This window comes from Corallococcus exiguus, from assembly GCF_009909105.1.
GTDB lineage: Bacteria > Myxococcota > Myxococcia > Myxococcales > Myxococcaceae > Corallococcus > Corallococcus exiguus.
In genome coordinates this window covers 771699-789477 of sequence record NZ_JAAAPK010000002.1, presented here as the reverse complement: position 1 = coordinate 789477, position 17779 = coordinate 771699, and the positions used below count along the sequence as shown (strand labels likewise).

22 protein-coding genes, 1 tRNA gene and 1 pseudogene are annotated in these 17779 nt (G+C 67.5%); 11 read left to right on the top strand and 13 right to left on the bottom strand.

Annotation, left to right across the window (positions count from 1 at the left end):
- Window positions 1–99 precede the first annotated feature (99 nt).
- Together GTZ93_RS09610 and GTZ93_RS09605 are read right to left on the bottom strand one after the other, a co-directional pair.
- Complete coding sequence (locus GTZ93_RS09610) at window positions 100–849, bottom strand: ATP-grasp domain-containing protein (RefSeq protein ID WP_139918328.1); 750 nt, start codon at window positions 847–849, stop codon at window positions 100–102.
- A 26-nt stretch (window positions 850–875) separates the two neighbouring features.
- Entirely contained in the window at window positions 876–1313 is a 438-nt protein-coding gene (locus GTZ93_RS09605) for a DUF6210 family protein (protein WP_139918326.1), read from the bottom strand.
- Window positions 1314–1548: 235 nt separating this feature from the next.
- On the opposite strand from GTZ93_RS09605, the gene GTZ93_RS09600 reads away from it, so the two are divergent.
- Window positions 1549–2826 (top strand): APC family permease, encoded by a 1278-nt coding sequence (locus GTZ93_RS09600; RefSeq protein ID WP_161662750.1) that lies wholly within the window; start codon window positions 1549–1551, stop codon window positions 2824–2826.
- A 103-nt stretch (window positions 2827–2929) separates the two neighbouring features.
- Here the strand turns inward: GTZ93_RS09600 and GTZ93_RS09595 are convergent, their stop codons facing one another.
- The 4 genes from GTZ93_RS09595 to GTZ93_RS09580 all read right to left on the bottom strand — a co-directional run bounded on the left by GTZ93_RS09595 (window position 2930) and on the right by GTZ93_RS09580 (window position 6675).
- Window positions 2930–4195 (bottom strand): DEAD/DEAH box helicase, encoded by a 1266-nt coding sequence (locus GTZ93_RS09595; RefSeq protein ID WP_139919904.1) that lies wholly within the window; start codon window positions 4193–4195, stop codon window positions 2930–2932.
- 154 nt (window positions 4196–4349) lie between these two features.
- Window positions 4350–5123: an SMI1/KNR4 family protein gene (locus tag GTZ93_RS09590; protein ID WP_139919905.1), complete on the bottom strand. Its 774-nt coding sequence runs from the start codon at window positions 5121–5123 to the stop codon at window positions 4350–4352.
- 33 nt (window positions 5124–5156) lie between these two features.
- The gene (locus GTZ93_RS09585) at window positions 5157–6161 is read right to left on the bottom strand and encodes a hypothetical protein (RefSeq protein ID WP_139919906.1); all 1005 of its coding nucleotides are present in this window, start codon (window positions 6159–6161) and stop codon (window positions 5157–5159) included.
- A 343-nt stretch (window positions 6162–6504) separates the two neighbouring features.
- On the bottom strand, window positions 6505–6675 hold the full coding sequence (locus GTZ93_RS09580; protein ID WP_161662749.1) for a hypothetical protein: 171 nt from the start codon (window positions 6673–6675) through the stop codon (window positions 6505–6507).
- Between the two features lie 156 nt (window positions 6676–6831).
- Between GTZ93_RS09580 and GTZ93_RS09575 the strand changes: the two genes are divergently transcribed.
- The 4 genes and pseudogenes from GTZ93_RS09575 to GTZ93_RS42690 all read left to right on the top strand — a co-directional run bounded on the left by GTZ93_RS09575 (window position 6832) and on the right by GTZ93_RS42690 (window position 8878).
- Window positions 6832–7809 (top strand): hypothetical protein, encoded by a 978-nt coding sequence (locus GTZ93_RS09575; RefSeq protein WP_139919907.1) that lies wholly within the window; start codon window positions 6832–6834, stop codon window positions 7807–7809.
- Between the two features lie 133 nt (window positions 7810–7942).
- Complete coding sequence (locus GTZ93_RS09570; RefSeq protein WP_139919908.1) at window positions 7943–8497, top strand: TetR/AcrR family transcriptional regulator; 555 nt, start codon at window positions 7943–7945, stop codon at window positions 8495–8497.
- Window positions 8494–8580: pseudogene (locus GTZ93_RS42695) on the top strand (oxidoreductase); the annotation flags it as partial. The gene GTZ93_RS09570 and the pseudogene GTZ93_RS42695, both read left to right, overlap by 4 nt.
- A gap of 34 nt (window positions 8581–8614) precedes the next feature.
- Window positions 8615–8878 (top strand): hypothetical protein, encoded by a 264-nt coding sequence (locus tag GTZ93_RS42690; protein WP_257979320.1) that lies wholly within the window; start codon window positions 8615–8617, stop codon window positions 8876–8878.
- 175 nt (window positions 8879–9053) lie between these two features.
- Here GTZ93_RS42690 and GTZ93_RS09560 read toward each other — a convergent pair whose 3' ends face one another.
- The 3 genes from GTZ93_RS09560 to GTZ93_RS09550 all read right to left on the bottom strand — a co-directional run bounded on the left by GTZ93_RS09560 (window position 9054) and on the right by GTZ93_RS09550 (window position 10231).
- Window positions 9054–9683: a DUF2306 domain-containing protein gene (locus GTZ93_RS09560; protein WP_257979317.1), complete on the bottom strand. Its 630-nt coding sequence runs from the start codon at window positions 9681–9683 to the stop codon at window positions 9054–9056.
- Between the two features lie 67 nt (window positions 9684–9750).
- Window positions 9751–10050, bottom strand: a complete 300-nt coding sequence (locus GTZ93_RS09555; RefSeq protein WP_257979318.1) for a hypothetical protein — start codon at window positions 10048–10050, stop codon at window positions 9751–9753.
- Entirely contained in the window at window positions 10028–10231 is a 204-nt protein-coding gene (locus tag GTZ93_RS09550) for a hypothetical protein (protein WP_139919910.1), read from the bottom strand. Before GTZ93_RS09550 ends, GTZ93_RS09555 begins: the two co-directional genes overlap by 23 nt.
- Between GTZ93_RS09550 and GTZ93_RS09545 the strand changes: the two genes are divergently transcribed.
- Together GTZ93_RS09545 and GTZ93_RS09540 are read left to right on the top strand one after the other, a co-directional pair.
- Window positions 10230–11975, top strand: coding sequence for an FAD-dependent oxidoreductase (locus GTZ93_RS09545; RefSeq protein WP_139919911.1), 1746 nt, complete (start codon window positions 10230–10232; stop codon window positions 11973–11975). The genes GTZ93_RS09550 and GTZ93_RS09545 overlap by 2 nt on opposite strands.
- Before the next feature lie 37 nt (window positions 11976–12012).
- Entirely contained in the window at window positions 12013–12351 is a 339-nt protein-coding gene (locus GTZ93_RS09540; RefSeq protein WP_139919912.1) for a UBP-type zinc finger domain-containing protein, read from the top strand.
- Here GTZ93_RS09540 and GTZ93_RS09535 read toward each other — a convergent pair.
- On the bottom strand, window positions 12348–13277 hold the full coding sequence (locus tag GTZ93_RS09535) for a LysR family transcriptional regulator (protein WP_121755786.1): 930 nt from the start codon (window positions 13275–13277) through the stop codon (window positions 12348–12350). The genes GTZ93_RS09540 and GTZ93_RS09535 overlap by 4 nt on opposite strands.
- A 95-nt stretch (window positions 13278–13372) precedes the next feature.
- On the opposite strand from GTZ93_RS09535, the gene GTZ93_RS09530 reads away from it, so the two are divergent.
- Window positions 13373–14389: an MBL fold metallo-hydrolase gene (locus GTZ93_RS09530; RefSeq protein ID WP_167547952.1), complete on the top strand. Its 1017-nt coding sequence runs from the start codon at window positions 13373–13375 to the stop codon at window positions 14387–14389.
- A gap of 24 nt (window positions 14390–14413) precedes the next feature.
- Here GTZ93_RS09530 and GTZ93_RS09525 read toward each other — a convergent pair whose 3' ends face one another.
- Together GTZ93_RS09525 and GTZ93_RS09520 are read right to left on the bottom strand one after the other, a co-directional pair.
- Window positions 14414–14947, bottom strand: coding sequence for an SGNH/GDSL hydrolase family protein (locus GTZ93_RS09525; protein WP_139919913.1), 534 nt, complete (start codon window positions 14945–14947; stop codon window positions 14414–14416).
- 185 nt (window positions 14948–15132) lie between these two features.
- Window positions 15133–15651: a hypothetical protein gene (locus tag GTZ93_RS09520; protein ID WP_161662748.1), complete on the bottom strand. Its 519-nt coding sequence runs from the start codon at window positions 15649–15651 to the stop codon at window positions 15133–15135.
- A gap of 277 nt (window positions 15652–15928) precedes the next feature.
- Here GTZ93_RS09520 and GTZ93_RS09515 point away from each other — a divergent pair, with 277 nt between their 5' ends.
- The 3 genes from GTZ93_RS09515 to GTZ93_RS09505 all read left to right on the top strand — a co-directional run bounded on the left by GTZ93_RS09515 (window position 15929) and on the right by GTZ93_RS09505 (window position 16921).
- The gene (locus GTZ93_RS09515) at window positions 15929–16162 is read left to right on the top strand and encodes a hypothetical protein (protein ID WP_139919915.1); all 234 of its coding nucleotides are present in this window, start codon (window positions 15929–15931) and stop codon (window positions 16160–16162) included.
- 164 nt (window positions 16163–16326) lie between these two features.
- Entirely contained in the window at window positions 16327–16605 is a 279-nt protein-coding gene (locus GTZ93_RS09510) for a hypothetical protein (protein ID WP_139919916.1), read from the top strand.
- 242 nt (window positions 16606–16847) lie between these two features.
- Window positions 16848–16921, top strand: a tRNA-Arg gene (locus tag GTZ93_RS09505).
- A 239-nt stretch (window positions 16922–17160) separates the two neighbouring features.
- Here GTZ93_RS09505 and GTZ93_RS09500 read toward each other — a convergent pair.
- A complete protein-coding gene (locus GTZ93_RS09500; protein WP_139919917.1) occupies window positions 17161–17778 on the bottom strand; it encodes an iron-containing redox enzyme family protein in 618 nt (205 codons plus the stop codon).
- Between the last annotated feature and the right edge of the window lies 1 nt (window position 17779).

Genomic DNA, 17779 nt, shown 5'->3' with positions numbered 1-17779 from the left:
ATGCGCGGCACCTTCACCATCGTGGCTCCCCGCCCCGCCCCGCGCCAGCACTCCGGAGGCTCAGCGGACGGCCCTGTGTCGCACTCCGAGCGTTGGACGTCATCCAGGCCGTACAAGCTCCAGCCAGCGGGCCAGCGTCAGATCGGTATAGGGGCCTTGTCCCAAGCCGTAGGCGCCCAGCGAAAAACCATCGTTCCACTCGACGATGGCGGTTTGGCCAGACTCAAGCACGCCGAAGTCGACCGCATATCCCGCTGTACCCTCTCCAGCCTCCTCCAGGAGTTGGACGGCCCGGTTGACCTGCCCTTCATCGATTCGAAGGGAAGGGTCGCCTCCATAGTGACGAGTCCCGACAACGGTGCCGTGCACGACGAAGACACGAAACTCGCTCTGCCATCGGCTCACTTCCGAGCAGAGGATTTCCGTGCTCGCCGATGCGCGCTCCAGATAGAGCAGATCCTCCACTGACGCGAAGACGTGTCCCGTGAACCGTTTACGGCGCCCAGTGGGTTTGGCGAAAACCGGAGGGCCTGCTTCGTGGAGGACGGCCGCCTTCAGGTCTCTCACTGTGCTCCGCCAGACACGCCGGTGGAGAAAGGAACTCAGGCTTGGCGGATAATCGTGGGTCTCGGGTGCAGGGATTCCGAGTTGTTTCAGCGCTCCCAGTACCGTCGGTACGTCGCCCGCCACCAGGACGTCCCGAGCCAACGGTAACTGGGCCCTGGAGAGCTGCTTCGCGGTAAATGTTTCGACGGCAATCTGGCGCTCCCGGAGTTCTTCGAGAAGCGCTCGCATCTCTGGCTCCATGCGACCGGAGCCCAGCTCCTGAATGAATGCGCAGCGAATCATCGTCGCCATCCTGGTGAACGTGGGCGTCAGTCGCTATTTGGCCAGGTCAGTATGCCCTGTGAAGCGGGGATGCGCTCAAGGCAGACCGACCTGTTCTCAGGCTGCGCCGGAACCTCTACGTACACCCAAGCCTCATGGGATTCCCCAAGCCGTGCGCGATCGACTCGAACGCCCAACTCCCGCGTGACAAATGAAAGGCCAAGGATTCGCTCGATCTCCTGGGCCGTTTCTTCGTCGATTCCATTGGCGCATGCGCCCCGCCACTTGGGTCCAGTGAAGTGCTGGTGCAGCAGTTCCGCTTGCGCCACCAACTCGTCCACGAGCGGAAGGAATGCGCCCTCCGCCTGTGGCTGCAGACAAAAGGATCCTCCAGCTTGGTTTGAATAGAGGATTCCGGTCGGCCAAAGAAGAATGAGACCCAGACTCGCGGAATCATAGAGCCGGATCAGCGGCAGGGTTGACATGGAGCCTTCTCGGGCGTGCCCCTCAAAGCGCATCGACTGGAGCGAGAGGCCGCCCATCCAGTATGCCCATCTGAAGCGACATGGCTCAAGCGCCGTACCCACGCCCAGGGCACGAGCACGAGCACGAGCACGGCTTCTCGCGAATTCGCGGATTCGCCGTATCTGTGCTCCAGTGGGTTCCCCTCCCCTTCCCTCCATGACCACCGGAACCCATTCGCCTCCTCCTGAGCCAGGCATGCGGCGCGCGGTATCGCGCTGGGAAATCGTCGGCTTCTCCATCAACGACGTCATCGGCAGTGGTGTCTACCTGCTGCCTGCGGCGGCCGCCGCGAACCTGGGCTCGGCCAGCACGGGCGCCGTTGTGCTCGCGGGGCTGGCGGTGCTGCTGCTCGTGCTCTGCTTCGCGGAGGCGGCCAGCTACTTCGACAAGCCCGGCAGCGCCTATCTCTACACGCGTGAGGCCTTTGGAGAACGGGTGGGCTTCCAGGTCGGATGGATGACGTGGCTGGCGCGCGTCTCGTCCGTGGCCTCGTTGTCCGTCGGCTTCTCCCGCGCGCTGGGCTTCCTGTGGCCCGCGGCGAACTCGGGCTTGGGCCAGGGATTGGCCATCGCCGTGCCCCTGCTCGCGCTCACCGCCATCAACGTCGTGGGCGTGAAGAGCGGCGCTCGCACCGCGGTGTTCCTCGCCGTCACCAAGACGGTGCCGCTGCTGGTGTTCATCGCCGTGGGCCTCTTCTCCGTGTCCGTCCCGCTGGCGATATCGGTGGCTCCCAGGGATGGAGGCAACCTGGGGTCCGCGGTGCTGCTGCTGCTGTTCGCCTACGCCGGCTTCGAGAACACGGCGGCTCCGGCGGGTGAGTTCAAGAACCCACGCCGCGACGTGCCCTTCGCGCTCATCGTGCAGATAGGCGTTGTCACGCTCATCTACACGGCGGTGCAGTGGGTGGCGCTGGGCACGTTGCCCGGGGTCGCGGACGCGCAGACGCCGCTCGCGAACGCCGCCGAGCGGTTCCTCGGGGGTTGGGGTGGGCTCCTCATGACGGTGGGCGGGGTGCTGTCCATCCTGGGGACCAACAGCAACACCGTGCTCGCCGGACCGCGCTACCTGTACGCGCTGGCCCAGGATGGCTTTGGCCCGGCCGCGCTCGCCACGCTGCATCCGCGCTACCGCACTCCGACGGTCGCCATCCTCACGCAGACGGCCATCGCCCTGCCCCTGGCGTTCTCCGGCTCGTTCGAGGTGCTCGCCACGCTCTCCGTGGTGGCCCGGCTCGCCACGTACTTCGGCACCGCCCTGGCGGTGCCCGTGCTGCGCCGCAAGCTCCAGGCGCCCCCGAACGCGTTCCGCATCCCGGGCGGGCCCGTGATTCCCCTCGCCGCCGCCGCGCTGTGCGTCGTCTTCGCGCTGAGCGCGGAGCGAGAGAACCTCGTCGCCGGGGCCATCGCGCTCGCGGTGGGCTTCGTGCTCTACCGGTTCCAGCGAAAGCCGGACGGGAAGGCGGCGCTCGGATAGCGCGGGATGTCGCTGAAGCCCCCTCATCAGAGCCTTTGCCTTCAGCAGATGACGGCCGGAAGCCCCCCCAGCCCATTCGCCGCGTTCGCGGAAATGAAGGGCGCTACGGCTTGCGCTTCGGGGGAGGGACGGCGGCGGCGGCTTCTCGCAGCTTGTCCTTCTTGCTCTTGCGCCGGCCCTTCACGCCGCCGTTCGGATCCAGCGGCGGTGCGGCGGACACGGCCGTCTGCGTCGGCTCAAAGCCCGCCACCTGCTCTCGCGCGACGGACAGGTTGTTGCGCTTCTCGATGAGACGAAAGTGGGCTTCGGTGTCCGCGCTGACGAAGCTGATCGCCACGCCCTGGTCGCCCGCACGCCCCGTGCGGCCGATGCGGTGCACGTAGTCCACGGTCGAACGCGGCAGGTCGTAGTTCACGACCGCGGGCAGGCCCGCGATGTCCAGGCCGCGCGCGGCGACGTCGGTGGCGACGAGGACGCGCACGCGCTTCGCCTTGAAGTCCGCGAGCGCCTGCGTGCGGGCCCCCTGACTGAGATCTCCGTGCAGCGACGTCGCGGGGATGCCGGCGCGGTTGAGCTTCAGCGCGACATGGTCCGCCGCGTAGCGGCTGGCGACGAACGTGAGGACGTGGGACCACGCGTGGGTTTCCAGCAACTGCCGAAGGAGCATCGTGCGCCGGGGCGCATCCACCTGGATGGCCCGCTGGAGGATTTGGTCCGCGGAGGGCAACTCGCCGTCATCGACGTCGATGCGCGTGGGCTCGTGCAGCAGTCGCTCCGCGAAACTACGCACGGCGGGCGGGAACGTGGCGGAGAACAGCAGGTTCTGGCGGCGCGCGGGCAGGAGCGTGAGCAGGCGGTTGAGCTCGTCAGCGAAGCCCAGGGAAAACAGCCGGTCGGCCTCGTCGAGCACCAGCGTCTCCACCTCCCCCAGCCGGAGCGCGTTCTGATCCACGAGGTCCAGCGCGCGGCCCGGTGTGGCCACGACGACGTCCGCGCCGCCCCGGAGCGCCAGCATCTGCGGGTTCGCGGAGACGCCGCCGACCGCGAGGCAGGTCTTCAGCGGCTTCTTCAGGTGACGGCCATACCGCTGGAGGGAGTCGACGATCTGGGCGGCGAGCTCCCGCGTGGGGACCAGGATGAAGGCCCGCACCGGCCGGACCGTCCCACCCGGCCGGGCGCGCAAGGCCTCCAGAAGGGGCAGCAGGAACGCCGCGGTCTTCCCCGAGCCCGTCTTCGCCGAAGCCTGGACGTCGCCGCCGCGCAGCACCACGGGGATGGCCGCGCGCTGCACCGGCGTGGGTTCGTCGTATCCAAGTTCGGCCACGGCGCGGACGAGCGCGTCCGACAGGCCAAGTGAAGCGAAGGTCATGGGAGGAGAACCCTGGGTAGCACGACGCGTCGAACCCTATCCTACCTGCGCGGGGGGCGGCGGCTTCACGCGCGGCGGCTCCACGATGGCCTTGGGCGGCGGGGGTGTCCGGCTGAGCCCTGCGTGTGCTCCCCATGGGAAGCAGGAGCCTGCCTCAGCCTTCGAGCGGACCCGATGGACGCCGCGCACCAGGCAGGCCCGCGAGCAGCTGATCAGCCAGCGCGTTCAAGGACAAGCGGTCGTCGCCGCCCAGCAGCAGCGTCAGCAGCTCGTAGTCTTCGTTCACGCGAGCCAGGACGCTGATGCCTCCCGCTCGCAAGCAGGCGACCCGGCCCAGCGGTGGAAGGGCTGGCTCGAACCCGGCGCGTTGCAACAGCACCAGTGCCTGCTGCAGCCCGGCGCGTCCTTCGCCGGCCCGAAGGGTGCCGCCCAGGGTCACCGCCTCGCGTTCGGCGCAGAGGCGCAACTGGAAGCGGTGGAACAGGCTCCAGGTGACCCGCTCGTTGAAGGTTTCGTGGGTTTCGACTGGCGTTTGCCATTGATACGGAACACCCGCCTCCAGCATCACGAGCGGAGCATCGTCCCCTTCGACGCGCTGTAGATCGAAGTAGTAGTCATACAAGGCCACCATTGATTCGTCCGTTTCGATGGCCACGGGAAAGAAGCGGTCGGACGGCGGGGCATCTTCATCTTCTTGGTCGAGGCGCTCGACGATGGCGGCGAAATGGGGGTCGAGCGTGGCGCCGAACGGAGCCCAACCACCGCTGTGGCTGCCCATGCGTCGCAAGAACTCCACATAGGAGGCGGGCAGCGCCGCGCCGCGGTCGGCCGTCAGGGCCCGGATGGAGGCATCCGGGACACCCTCCAGCTGCGCCAGGAACTCCGGGGCACGCTGGCGGACGAATTCAATCAGAAGCGGCCAGTCCATCCGCGGAGTCTAGGGTGAGTTCACGCTGATCCATCAGAGGTTGCTTTCCTCGGTGTCCGGATCCAGGCGCACGAGGTACGGCGGGACGGTCCACTTCAGGGCCTGGTCCAGGTTGCCCGCCCTTGCGCTTCCGAGGAGCAGGATGGGGGCGAGCCCCATTCCCGTGATGAAGTCCCCGGTGCCGTCGGTGCGCCGACGGTACTCGGCGATGGCGTCCTTGAGGTGGGTGGTGCCACCGCGCGAGGCGATCAACGCGTTCAACATGCCCGCGGCGTTCACGCCCTTGGTCACCGCCGCCCGCAGCGCCTCCCTGTACTCGTCGTACTCCTCTTGCGTGAGCACGCTCTGCTGACGGATCCGCTTGAGGTAGCGGAGCTTCGGAATCAACGCGTCGCGCTGGTCACGCAGCAGGCTGCCCATGAGCGGGACCTGTCCTGCCGGGTCGTTGTGGAAATACTGCTGCGTCAGGTCCATGTCGCCCAGCGAGATGTCGACATCCATGTGGATGCCCCCGACGAAGTAGAGATAGAGCAGTCGCGCCAGGTCCGAGAAGTATTTGACGTCATCCCAGATGCCAGCCAGCGCGGAGTTGCCGGCCCGGCTCGCCAGCTCCGTCAACCAGCCACCGCTGTCGAGCCGCTCGATGGCGAGGACCCGAAAGCCCGCCTGCTCCAGCCTGCGCCGTTGGGTGGCGCGCAGGGGCCGCTTGTCCTGGGGCGCTTGAGGGCGCTTGGAGAAGATGAAGACGCCCTTCGTCTTCGCGATCGCCCCTTCGAGGTGCGAGTCCAGCACCCGCTCGACCTCGTCGGAATACCAGAGGTGACACGTCCAGCCCGCCCGCTTCGCCCGGATCCCATCGGAGATCAGCTCGTCGACCACCGCGGGACTCATGGGTCCGCCGGTCCAGAAGCGATGGATGTTCTTCGGGATGGCGTGCGTCGTCCCCATCGGAGAGCCGAGGATCCCCGAGATGATCAGCGCCTCCTGGGCCTGACTGGGATGCAGGTGCACCTGCCCGGTGGTCGAAGCACGGGGCATGGCGAAGAGGCCTCGAGGGACCTCCAACAAGGGCGCGGGCGTGAGGCTCGCGGACGGGCGGGACCTCCGGATATCGAACAGCCGAACGGGAGTCTCACCCACGCTCGGCCCCTGGGGACCGTGCTCCGCGCAGATGCCGAGCGAGCAGAAACGACACGTGTCGCGAACCCACTCACCGATCAGCGCTCCACTTCGATGCGCCGGGTCGTGGCAGATCCCCAGATCACAGAATGCACACATGGCCTGCGTCCTCGAAGGGTGAACGAGCGTCGAAAGCGCGCAGTCTGTCCGCAGGCACGTGTCACGGGAATGGGTGCACCGAGACCTCCTGTCCCTGCCCCCGTCAAGGGGAACGGGCACCGTGGAGCGGCCCGGGGAGTTTGTCCGAATGCCACGCCTCCATGCGCCCCGCCTGGAGGTTGCCGGCTTCCTCCATGTACCGGACCTCCTGGCCCAGGAGCACGTAGGCCTCCAGGTTTCCGCTGCGTGAGCCCAGGTGCTTCAGCGTGCCCATCTGTGCCAGGTGTTCGAAGAGCAGGAACTGCGCCCGACGACCGCCATGGTTTCCTTGGCCCGCTCGACGACGACAATCTCCGGCTCCTCGGACGCACCCACGGAGGTCATTGGCGTCGGGGTGTGCCGGTCCACCACGCGTTGCTGGGCGCACTGAATGCGATCCGTCAGGGGTATACTGAAGGTCATCGAAACCTGGGTGGCCGCGCCCCAGACCTATTTCCGCATCAACGCGTGGAACAAGACCTTTGGTCGCGAGGCCTGCACCACGCCGGAAAACCTTCGCGTGTTGCTGGCACCAGACTTCACGGCGATGGCACCCGACGTCCTGGCGCTGACCCTCGTCCATGAAAGCGCGCATGCCGCCAAGGGGCAGAGCGTCATCGACCGCGCGGCCCGGGAGTCCCCCAGCTTCAAGGTGATGTTGGGGGCGCTGCGGCTGACCAACGCGTACCACTATGAGGCCGCCGCCAGGGCCTACGCCCTCTTCGTGCGGTCCCATGAGACGGCTCGTACCCTCATCAATCAGGTCGAGCTCTCCAAGCAGCTCAAGGACATGATGGGGAATCCCGAGGGGATCAGCGCCGCCGTGGGCATCGCCAGCAGCCCGGATCCGCTGGCAGTGCTCATCCAGGAAGCCGCACAGACGGCCCTCCATGCGCGGATCCAGACCGAGGACATGTTGATGTTCCTCGTGAACAAGGCGCGGCACAACCTGTCACCCGGGGACGACTGGAGGTTCTGTGAGCCCATGCTGCGGGCGCCCCACAGCCGGGGCTCCCTGGTCCAGCCGAGGGACATGGACGATGCCGACCTCTTCTTTCGCGAGACGGGCCGTCTGCACCAGGGGCTCCAGCACTTGAGCAACGGTGGCCTGGTCACGAAGGCCGCCGGCGCCCCCAGCATCAGCATCACCGACTCACACACGGTGCGCTATCACGTCACGGTCACCGACAGCGACCTTGCCACGAAGGTCGGTGCACAGCCGGATCTCGCGGCGCGGTTGCGGGGGTTGATCCTCAAGAAGGCGCTGGAGAAGGAGCACGTCACCCTGGTGACCTTCGAGCGGCTTCTGGGAATGTGGAAGATGTACCTGCTCGCGCGCAGCCAGCTGGGGGGCTACGCGGTCGAATAGGGGACCCGTCGAAGCCCCCCGAAACCTGTACCGGAGCGCAGGGTGGCCGTGGGCGACTGGCAGGTTCTGGGGCGACCTGGAGCAACTTGACAATAGGAACTGTGATTGTCAAAGTGTCATAATGTCAGCGACGATGACAGACGACGAGGCAGCCGCCCGCCGCGCGAGGATCCTGACCGCCGCGCGCTGGTGCTTCCTCAACTTCGGCTTCGCGAAGACGGCCTTGGAGGACATCGCCAAACGAGCCGGCCTCTCGCGCACGCTGCTCTATCGGACCTTCAAGGACAAAGAAGAGATCTACCGGGCCGTCTTCGTGGACTGGCTGATCTCTCGGCACCCCGCCGCGAAGGAGGCGGCGAACGGCCCGGGCAGCGCTTATGAGCGTTTGCTCAGCGTCTGCCGTCTGATGGCGCTCGAGCCCTGGGCTGAGATGGTCGGGGCGCCCATGGGGAGCGAGTTCCTCGATGCGTGCGAGCGAATCGATCCCGAGAGCGAGGCGCTCTATCGCAAGGTCGTGCTCGAGTGCGTGGTTGCCATCTTGGGCGATGAACCGAGCTCCGAGGTCTTCCTCCTCGCGCTCGATGGGTTGCTCGCGGACAAGCCGTCGATGGAGACGCTGGAGCAGCGGACGCAGCTCCTGGCAGCGCGCTTTGCTCCTCGCTCTTCAAAGAAGGGAACTCGGTCATGACTTCTGGGATCCAAGGGCTCGCCATCATCACGGGGGCGTCCACCGGCATCGGCGCGGCCACGGCGCGCGAACTGGCCCGGCGGGGGTTCCACGTCCTCGCGGGTGTCCGGCGCGACCATGACGCCCGAGCAAAGCCAGCGGTACGGCGGGCTGGTGCAAGCCATCAACGCGCAGACCGCGTCGGCCATCGAGTCGGGCCTGCCCGCGGAAGCCGCGGCCAAGGTGATCGCCAAGGCAGTGACGGCGCGCAAACCGCGCACTCGCTACACCGTTGGCCGCGAAGCCGCGCTGCTATGCCTGGTGCGCATCCTGCCCGACCGGATACTCGACCTCCTCTTTGCCGCCGCTCTGCGTCCTCACTTCCCCAAGGCGAGCCACTGAGCACCAAGACTCCGCTACCGCTCGCCGATAGGTCTGCGCTCGTCACCTGTGCCTACCCAGAACCTGGTCGCTCCATCCTGAGCGCGTCAATTCGGCACGGTCGCTTCCTGGCCTCCTGGATGGAGGCCGCGACGGCCTCGGCACAGGAGCGAGGAGCCTCGGAACCGAGGTCTCGTCACGAAGGCACGAGCTCGCGCGCCTGGAGCTGTCTGCGCGAGATGAGGTATGCCACGCCGAGGTTGGGGAGCCAGCAAAGCCAGGCGACGACTCTGTAGGCCGAGATGAAGTCGCCCAGGGCGTGAGTCAGGACGGGCATCCAGAGTCTCAGCGTGACTGCCGCGAAACAGGCGGCATAGCTGTAGGTCATCATGAGCCGGTGTTCTTCGAGTCGCCGGCTCTTGATGAGCCGATAGGCGGAGGCCGTGGTATAAAGCCAGACAATGCCCAGGCTGACGAAGCCGGACGCGGAGATGACGCCACCCGTGGCGAAGTAGCCGACGTAGACGCCGGCGAGCCCGCTCAGCAGGACCGCCCCGACGTAGACCTTTCCGAGGAGCCGGTGTGCGCCTGGGCGCTTGAGTCGCAATCTCGCGACGAACTGGGTCCAGCCGATGGCCAGCGCGAGGCCTCCCAGGGCGATGTGCGTGTAGAAGGCCGCGTTCCAGACGGGGTCGGTCAGGAGCTCGCTGCTCTTCAAGGCACGGAGTCCGAAGTTCGAGGCTGCGAGGAAGTAGCTGCCGGGATAGAGGCCCACGGCCAGACAGAGGGCGGCGAAGAGGACCCAGCAGGCCTTGATTGCCATCATGGAGACTCGTGGTTCGGAGTGGTGAGGCACAGTGCGGGAGATGAAACACCAGAAACAGCGCGCCGTGTTACTCGGACTTGAGCGCTGAAGGGCTCTGCGCGTGTCCGTCGATATGCGCCACGGTCGTCACCGGCTCGACCTTGGCCACGTCGGAGCCCCACAGGCAGACGACGCGGTCCAAAGCCAGGCCACTGCCGGAGTTGCTGAAGCAGACGATGCCGTCGCCGGATTGCGGACGCATCAAGAACCTGGCGCGGAAGCCGGCCTGGTTGCGTCCGTCGTGACCGACGGCGGTGCTGCCGTCGCTGTGGCGTTCGACGAAGTGGCCCAGGCCGTAGACCGCCTCATCGGGCGCGCGGGAAGGCATCCAGGCCGTCCGCGTCCACCTTCGGGAGGCTGGAGAGCGGGTCCTCTTCGAGGCCATCCACGCCCTGGAGTCCCTTCCCCGGTGACGGCGGTGCCGTGGAGGGAAGGCGGGCGGCCGGAGCAGCGCTCTGCCCGTGCTCTGTCGCCCGCGCGTCCCATGCCCATGCATTGAGCACGGTCATGCATCCCCCTCCCTTGCCTCCGAACCTCGAGTCGCGCCGTCCCCAGATGTTCCCCGTCCTGGACGCCCGGGACATCGAGCGCATGCAGCGCTTCGGTGAGGTCCGGCACTTTCGTGATGGGGAGTGCCTCTTCGCGGCCGGGCAACCGAGCCCTGGGATGCTCGTGCTCGCCCAGGGCCGAGTGGCCCTCTCCCGGCGCGATGGCCTGGGACACTCGATTCCCATCGTGGAGGAGGGCCCGGGCCAGTTCCTCGGTGAAGTGGCCCAGCTCTCCGGACGCCCCTCGCTTGTCGACGCTCACGCGGTAGGGGAAGTGGAGGCGCTGGTCATCCCCCCGCACCGGCTGCGTGCGCTGCTCGTGGCGGAGGCGGACCTCGGCGAGCGCATCATGCGCGCCCTCATCTTGCGCCGCGTGGGCCTGCTCGAGACAGGCGCCGGTGGGCCCGTCCTGGTGGGCCCTCCCGAGGGCGCGGGCAGGGTTCGCCTGGAGGGCTTCCTCTCGCGCAATGGCCACCCGTACCTCGCGCTGGACCCGGCGCGGGGCGCGGAGGCGGCTTCGCTGCTCGAGCGCTACTCGCCACACGCGGAGGAGCTCCCGCTCGTGGTGTGCCCGGATGGCTCGGTCCTGAAGAATCCCTCCGAAAGCACCCTTGCCCGAGCGCTCGGCCTGCTGCCGGAGGGGGCCTTCGAGACGCACTATGACGTCGCCGTGGTGGGCGCGGGGCCCGCGGGGCTCGCCACCGCCGTGTACGCGGCCTCCGAGGGGCTGCGGGTGCTCGTCCTGGATCAGCGGGCCTTCGGGGGGCAGGCGGGCGCGAGCGCACGCATCGAGAACTATCTGGGGTTCCCCACGGGCATCACCGGCCAGGCGCTCACCGCGCGCGCCTACGTGCAGGCGCAGAAGTTCGGCGTGGAGATGGCCATCCCGGCGGAGGTCGCCTCCCTGCGCTGTGCCGCCCCTGGCGCGCCGCTCACGCTGGAGCTGACCGACGGGCGCAAGGTGCGCACGCGAACCGTGGTGGTGGCCAGTGGCGCGCGCTACCGCCGTCCCGCGCTCGCGAACCTCGGCCAGTTCGAGGGCCGTGGCGTCTTCTACTGGGCCAGCCCCATCGAGGCGCGCATGTGCGCCGACGAGGAGGTCATGCTCGTCGGCGGTGGCAACTCCGCGGGCCAGGCGGCCGTGTTCCTCGCGGGCCACGCGCGTCGGGTCCGCGTGCTCGTGCGTGGCAGGGAGCTCGCGGCGAGCATGTCCAGCTACCTCGTCGAGCGCCTGGCCGCGTCCCCTCGCATCGAGCTGGTGATGGAGACGGAGGTGGTGGAGCTGGTGGGCTCGGACGAGCGCGGCCTGCGGCGCGTGCGCTGGCGGCACCGACCCAGCGGGCGGGAGGAGGCGGACGACGTGCGTCACCTCTTCCTCTTCATCGGGGCGGATCCGGCCACGGAGTGGCTCACGGGCTGCGGTGTGGCGCTGGACGCGAAGGGCTTCGTGCGCACGGGCGCGGTGCTCGGCGAGGAGCCGCTCCAGGCGGAAGCCTGGGAGGCCGCCGGGCGGGAGCCGTTGGGTTTCGAGACGAGCCTGCCCGGAGTGTTCGCCATCGGCGATGCGCGCTCGGACTCCGTCAAGCGGGTGGGAGCAGCGATTGGAGAGGGTGCGGCCGTGGTGGCGCAGCTGCATGCCTGCCTGGCCTCCGCCGCCACGCGCGTTGCGACAGCCCCCCTCTCATCCCCATGTTCGACACCATGAGGCCATCGGTCGGAGGCCCCAACACGGAGCGCGAGCCATGAAGAAGGCATGTCCCCACCTGGAAGACACCCAGCATCACCGGACAGCTCCCGTCCACCCCAGCAGCCACGGATGCATGGAGTGTCTGAAGGACGGAGGGGACTGGGTCCATCTCCGGATGTGCCTGACCTGTGGGCACGTGGGCTGCTGCGACGACTCGCCGTCACGCCACGCGACCCAGCACTTCCACGCCAGCGCCCACCCGGTCATCAAATCGTTCGAGCCTGGAGAGAACTGGGCCTGGTGCTTCGTGGACGAGCAGTTCCTCGACCGGATCCCCACCTTCCCAGGCGAGTCACCGCCGGTGCACTACTCAGCCCCCATGAGCGCGCCCTAGGCACCTCCCTCATCGCGCCACAGGTTGGGCCGGCTCGCGAACAGCTCCGTCAACCAGTCGATGAAGACCCGCGCTCCGGCGCCCAGCTGACGTGTAGGCGGGTAGACCAGGAAGAGGGGCCGGGGTTCGGGCCGCCAGCCGTCCAGCACCCGCACCAGCTCTCCTGACGCGAGGTATGGCTCCAACACGAAACGCGGAGCGAACATGACGCCCAGGCCGGCGAGTCCCGCGGCCAGGTACGCATTGGTTTCGTTGAGCGTGAGCAGGCTTCGACCCTGGACCTCCAGCCGCTCGCCCTCGCGAACGAAGACGAGGGGAAGCTCCTTGCCGCTCAGCGACGAGAAGTAGCTGACCACCGCGTGCACCGGACCCGCCAGCTCCTGCGGGTGGAGGGGCGCGCCGTGGCGCTCCAGGTAGCGGGGGGATGCGCACAGCCAATAGCAGAGGTCGCCCAGGTGTCGTGCCACCAGGGATTCGTCCTTCACCGGTCCTCCGCGAATGGCGCAGTCGACGTTGTCCGCGAGAAGGTCCACGACGCGGTCGCTCACGCCCAGCTCGATGTGAATCTGGGGGTAGCGCGCGTAGAACGACGGCAGCGCGGGGATGAGCAGCAGCCGGGAGATCGTCCCACTCGACTCCACCCGCAGGCGCCCCCGGGGACCGCGCCGTGACTGGGACAGCGTGGCTTCGAGTTCCCGCACCTCGCCCAACAGGCGCAGGGCCTGCTGGTAGTAGGTCATGCCTTCCGGGGTGACCGTCACGCGGCGCGTGGTGCGGTGCAGCAGCTTCACGCGCAGGTGCGCCTCCAGCTGTTGGATCAGCCGGGTCACCGCCGCCTTCGGGCGGCCCAGCGCGTCCGCCGCCTTGGTGAAGGTGCCGGTCTCCACCACGCGGACGAAGGCTTCCATCGCCGTGAACGTGTCCATCTTCCACCTCCCGCTCCGGATTGTTTCAGCGGTGAAACGCAGTGTGCGAAGTGCTCCCGTTTATCCCAGCGGAGGCGGGGCGTATCTCATCGCGCATGACAACTCCCCTTGCTCGCGGTGCCTTCCTCGCTGTCTCTCGCGCCCTCCCCCTGCTGGTGCTGAGTGGTGCTCCCCTGCTTTCGTCCGCCGTCCACGCCGCCGCGCCCCAGGTCCGGGCCCAGGCCCCCGGGTTCCATCGGTTGATGCTCGGCGACTTCGAGGTCACCGCGCTGTCCGACGGCACTGTTCCCCAGACCGTGAGAGAGGTGGCGACGGGCACGACGCCAGGGCGGGTGAAGGAGCTGCTCTCGCGCGACCACCTGGAGGATCCGGTCGAGTTGTCCATCAACGCCTTCCTCATCAACACCGGCACCACGTTGGTGCTCGTGGAGACGGGCGTGGGGAGCTTCTTCGGTCCTGGCGTGGGAGGCCAGCTCCAGCAAAGCCTCCAGGCGGCGGGCTACCGCCCTGAGCAGATTGACGTGGTGTTGCTGACGCACATCCATTCCGACCATTCGGGTGGGCTCATGTCCAAGACGAGCCGGGCGTTCCCCAACGCCATCCTCCGGGCGCACGCGCGAGAGGTGGGCTTCTGGCTGGGTCGCGATGACCGGGCGAAGGGAGCGGTGGACCCGAAGTTCTTCGAGGAGGCGCGGGCGATGGTGGGGCCGTACCAGGACGCGGGGAAGCTGAAGACGTTCGGAGATGGGGACGCCATCGTTCCAGGCATCCGGGCCATCCCCACCCCGGGACATACGCCGGGGCACAGCGGCTACGTCGTGGAGAGCCGTGGAGCGCGGTTGCTCCTGGGGGGCGACCTGATGCACTTCGGCTCGGTGCAGTTGCGCGAGCCTTCGGTGACGGTCGCCTACGACGTCGATGAGCGCGCGGCCGCGGCACAGAGGGCGCGGGCGTTCACGGAAGCGGCGAAGCGCGGCGATCTGATCGGCCTGGCGCACATGCCCTTTCCGGGTCTGGGCCGGCTGAGCGCGGAGGGCAAGGGCTACCGGTGGATCCCGCTCAACTACAGCTCCGGCCAGCGCTGGGAGGGCGCGAAGGTCAGGGCGGAGTGACGCTCGGATAGCGCGGGATGTGGCTCAGCTCCCTTTCTCCATGGAGGGGCAGCTGTCCCGTAGGACTTCCATCGTCTTCGTCGCGATCCACCTCCCACCCTCACGCGTCGGATGGAGTCCGTCCTTCTGCAGCATCCGTCGCGCCGGCCCCTGTTGCGTCCATGAACCGAGCGGGACAATCACAGAGTCCCCTCGCTGGCGCGTCCATTCAGCGATGCGTTGGTTGAGCTTTGCCAGGACCTCGGCAGAGGGGGCCATGCCGGGCTCGAGCGCTTTTCCTTCCGCCGACGACATGTCCGGAAGATCGCCAACGAGGAGCGGGCCAGGAAGTGTCTGGAGCAGCTTCAGTCCCTGCTCCAGTCGCGCCAGGCGTTGCGCCTCATCAAGCCCGGCGCCGTAGGCGAACCAGAAGAGGAAGTCGACGGCGATGATCAGCGTCGGTTTGTACTCGCTCACCGCGTGAACCAGCCGTCCGCCGACGGCGGACGGATCCTTGAAGAACCAGGGGCTGGCGAAACTGCGCGGGGTGACGGACCCCGGCTTCAGGGAATGGGCCATGAGGTCGGCCAGCGTCCTCTCTCGACCCTCATGCCAATCCCAACCGAACCCGGCGGAGACGCTCGCGCCCAACACGGCGATTCGCGAGAGGGGGGCCGTGTCATGCGAGCACAGGCCGCCAAGAGGCGGTGCCGCGCCCCAAAAGGGCACGGCACCCACTACACACAAGAGGAAGAGAAGCCCTCTCACTTCGCGCCGAAAACGGCCGAACCCAGGTGCGCGCCGTCGCCGTACAAGGCAATTCCGAACGGGGAGCCCGTGTCGCTCAGGTCGAGGAGCGCCTGGAGGGACGCCGGATCCTTGAGACCGGCCAACCACGCATCCACGGCCTCCGGGTCCTCCAGCACGTACGTGCCCGCATTCGTTTGGGTGACCTTGAACCCGGCCTTGCCCAACGAACCGCCGCTCGAATTGAGCCCCTCGATGATGACCTGGGGGCTCTTGAGGCCGGGAGGAGCCTCGCCGAGTCCGTCGAGGCTCAACTCCAGCCCCGCACTGCTTCCAGCCGCACTCGTCGTCAGGAAGTTGATTCTGTAGGTCGCGGAAACTGACCAGCCATTGCCCCGAATGGTGTCATTGTAACGCTCCCCCTTGAACTCGACGGACTGATTGCATGCCGTGAGCGTGAAGAGTGCAATGAACATCGAGAGTGCGCCCAGGGTTCGTGACAGCATTTGCATGGCGATTTCTCCAGACGAGGGCATTCCGCGGCGCGTCGCGGTCCTGGCGCTCCAGGCAGCTCGACGAACCAGACATAGATTAGCAAAAGCCGACTAGCCAGTTCAAGCTGACAACCGGCAATCCAGATGTAGAGAAGAGTGGCCGGATGGGCGCGCGGTCTTCTGGGTGGCTTGTTTATGATTGGCCGTAACGCCCTGAATGACATCTTTCACCAAGAGCGCAATCGCCTGGCGCCAGGACCCCGCCGCAGACTAGGGTCTCGACTTTCGCCGCCTCCCCCTCCTCTCAAAGGCTCCCTCCATGCGTTACACGCGCAAGACGATCTCCGAGTTGCTCGATACCGTGCAGGGCAGCCCTGACGTCATGGGCTTCTGGACGTCAAACTTCGCTGGCTCCGCCTTCACCCTGGTCCCCTCGCCTGGAGGCATGATCTGGCAGGACGTCTACGCGCCCAGTCGTCAAATCTGCGAGGACGGCATCCCATACGGCACCGAGGACGGCATGAACAATCATTGCGGCGGCACCGGCTACTGAGCCAGTGGCCGGACGGGCCCAAGCCCATCCGGAAGCATTTCAAACACCGGCAATGGACGTTTCCATTCCAAACAAGCCCATCCACACTCCGCCACCTTCCCCTGAGATTCACTCCAGTTCTGGGATAGCATGCGCTCATCAACTCAACGCACGGAGGTAGCGCCATGATGAACCGCACGAAGTGGCTGGTCGCGCTTGGCAGCCTGCTGTTTGCCGCGGGCTGCGGGCCCATGGAATCCGAGCCATCCCTCGACACGGCATCTTCCAGTGAGGTGCAGACCGAGGAGGCGCCCGGCATGGGTGACACCCACGCAGCCGCCGTCACCTGCGCGCAGAAATGTCAGAACCAACGCAACAGCTGCATCGATGGGTGCTCCCCCACCAGCACAACGTGCATGCAAGGCTGTCGCAATCGTTACGAGATCTGCATCCTCAATTGCTGAATCCCGCCACCGCCTCTTCCCTGGCCGGATGGACGAGCGTTCATCCGGCCCAGTGGAGGCTCGGGGCAAGCGACCCCAACTCGCCGTGAAACACCACGAACTGAGCCGGGACACTCCCCTCCCATCGACCTCGGGTTCCAGGTCGCCCTCGGAGATCGGGTGGGAGAGGACAGAGCGCGCCAGGCGGGACATCAGACCCATTGCGTGCCCCGGGTCGCCTGCTATAACGCCCGCGACCTTGCGACCCCGTAGCTCAGTTGGATAGAGCGGCGGTTTCCTAAACCGCAGGCCACAGGTTCGATTCCTGTCGGGGTCATCGCCCTGCTTGCCAACCACTTGGAAGCAGGGCGTTTTTCTGTCCGGTGACGTTCAGGCGGGTTCGCTGGATTTGGTACCGAGTTTGCCCCTCCTGAAGTCATGCTCTTCCTGCGCGCGGTGTTCGCCCTGCAGTGTCGGCGAGCGCGGAGGCAGGGCATTCGTCATGGGCAGGCCGGGGCCGTGTCGTCACCGGCGGGATGCACGACGCGCCCGGCCTCCGTGCGCTGAGGCGCCCGCTCAGGGCCGCGACTCGCCGGCCAGCGCCGCGCGGTGGATGGCCACCCAGAAGTCGGCGGCCCGCCGGGCCCCTTCGAGCAGCGGCTCCGGGTGCCCGGCCCCCAGCGCCGCGCAGAGCGCCTGGGCCCGCGCGCCGTGCTCCAGGTCCACGTCGAGGTGGACGAGGATGAAGCGCGCCTTCGTCCGCTCCAGCCCGAGCCGCCCCAGTCCCTGGCGGGCCTCGCCTCCCAGGTGCCGCGCCACGCCCTCCAGCACGCGCAGCGCGCCCAGGAAGGCGAGCTGCCGCTCCGGCCCGATTCCCTCCCAGAAGGCGTGGAAGTCGGCCACCTCGCGAGGCGTGTCGGACGAGGGCTTGCGCCCGAAGGCCGCGAGGTCCGCCTTGGCCAGCAGGTAGTGCGACTGCTCGTCCCCCGCCAGCTCCGCGAAAAAGGCCTTCAGCTCGGGGAGCGTGGCGCGCTCGGCCGCGAGCCGCAGCCGGTCTCCGCTGCGCCGCGTGTAGTGGTACATCATGTCGAGGAACGCCACGTAGCGCTCTGGCGTCACCGCCGGCAGCCAGCTCGCGACCTGCCGCGCCATCCCGACGGCGAGCGCCTCCAACTGCTCATCAATCGACGACATC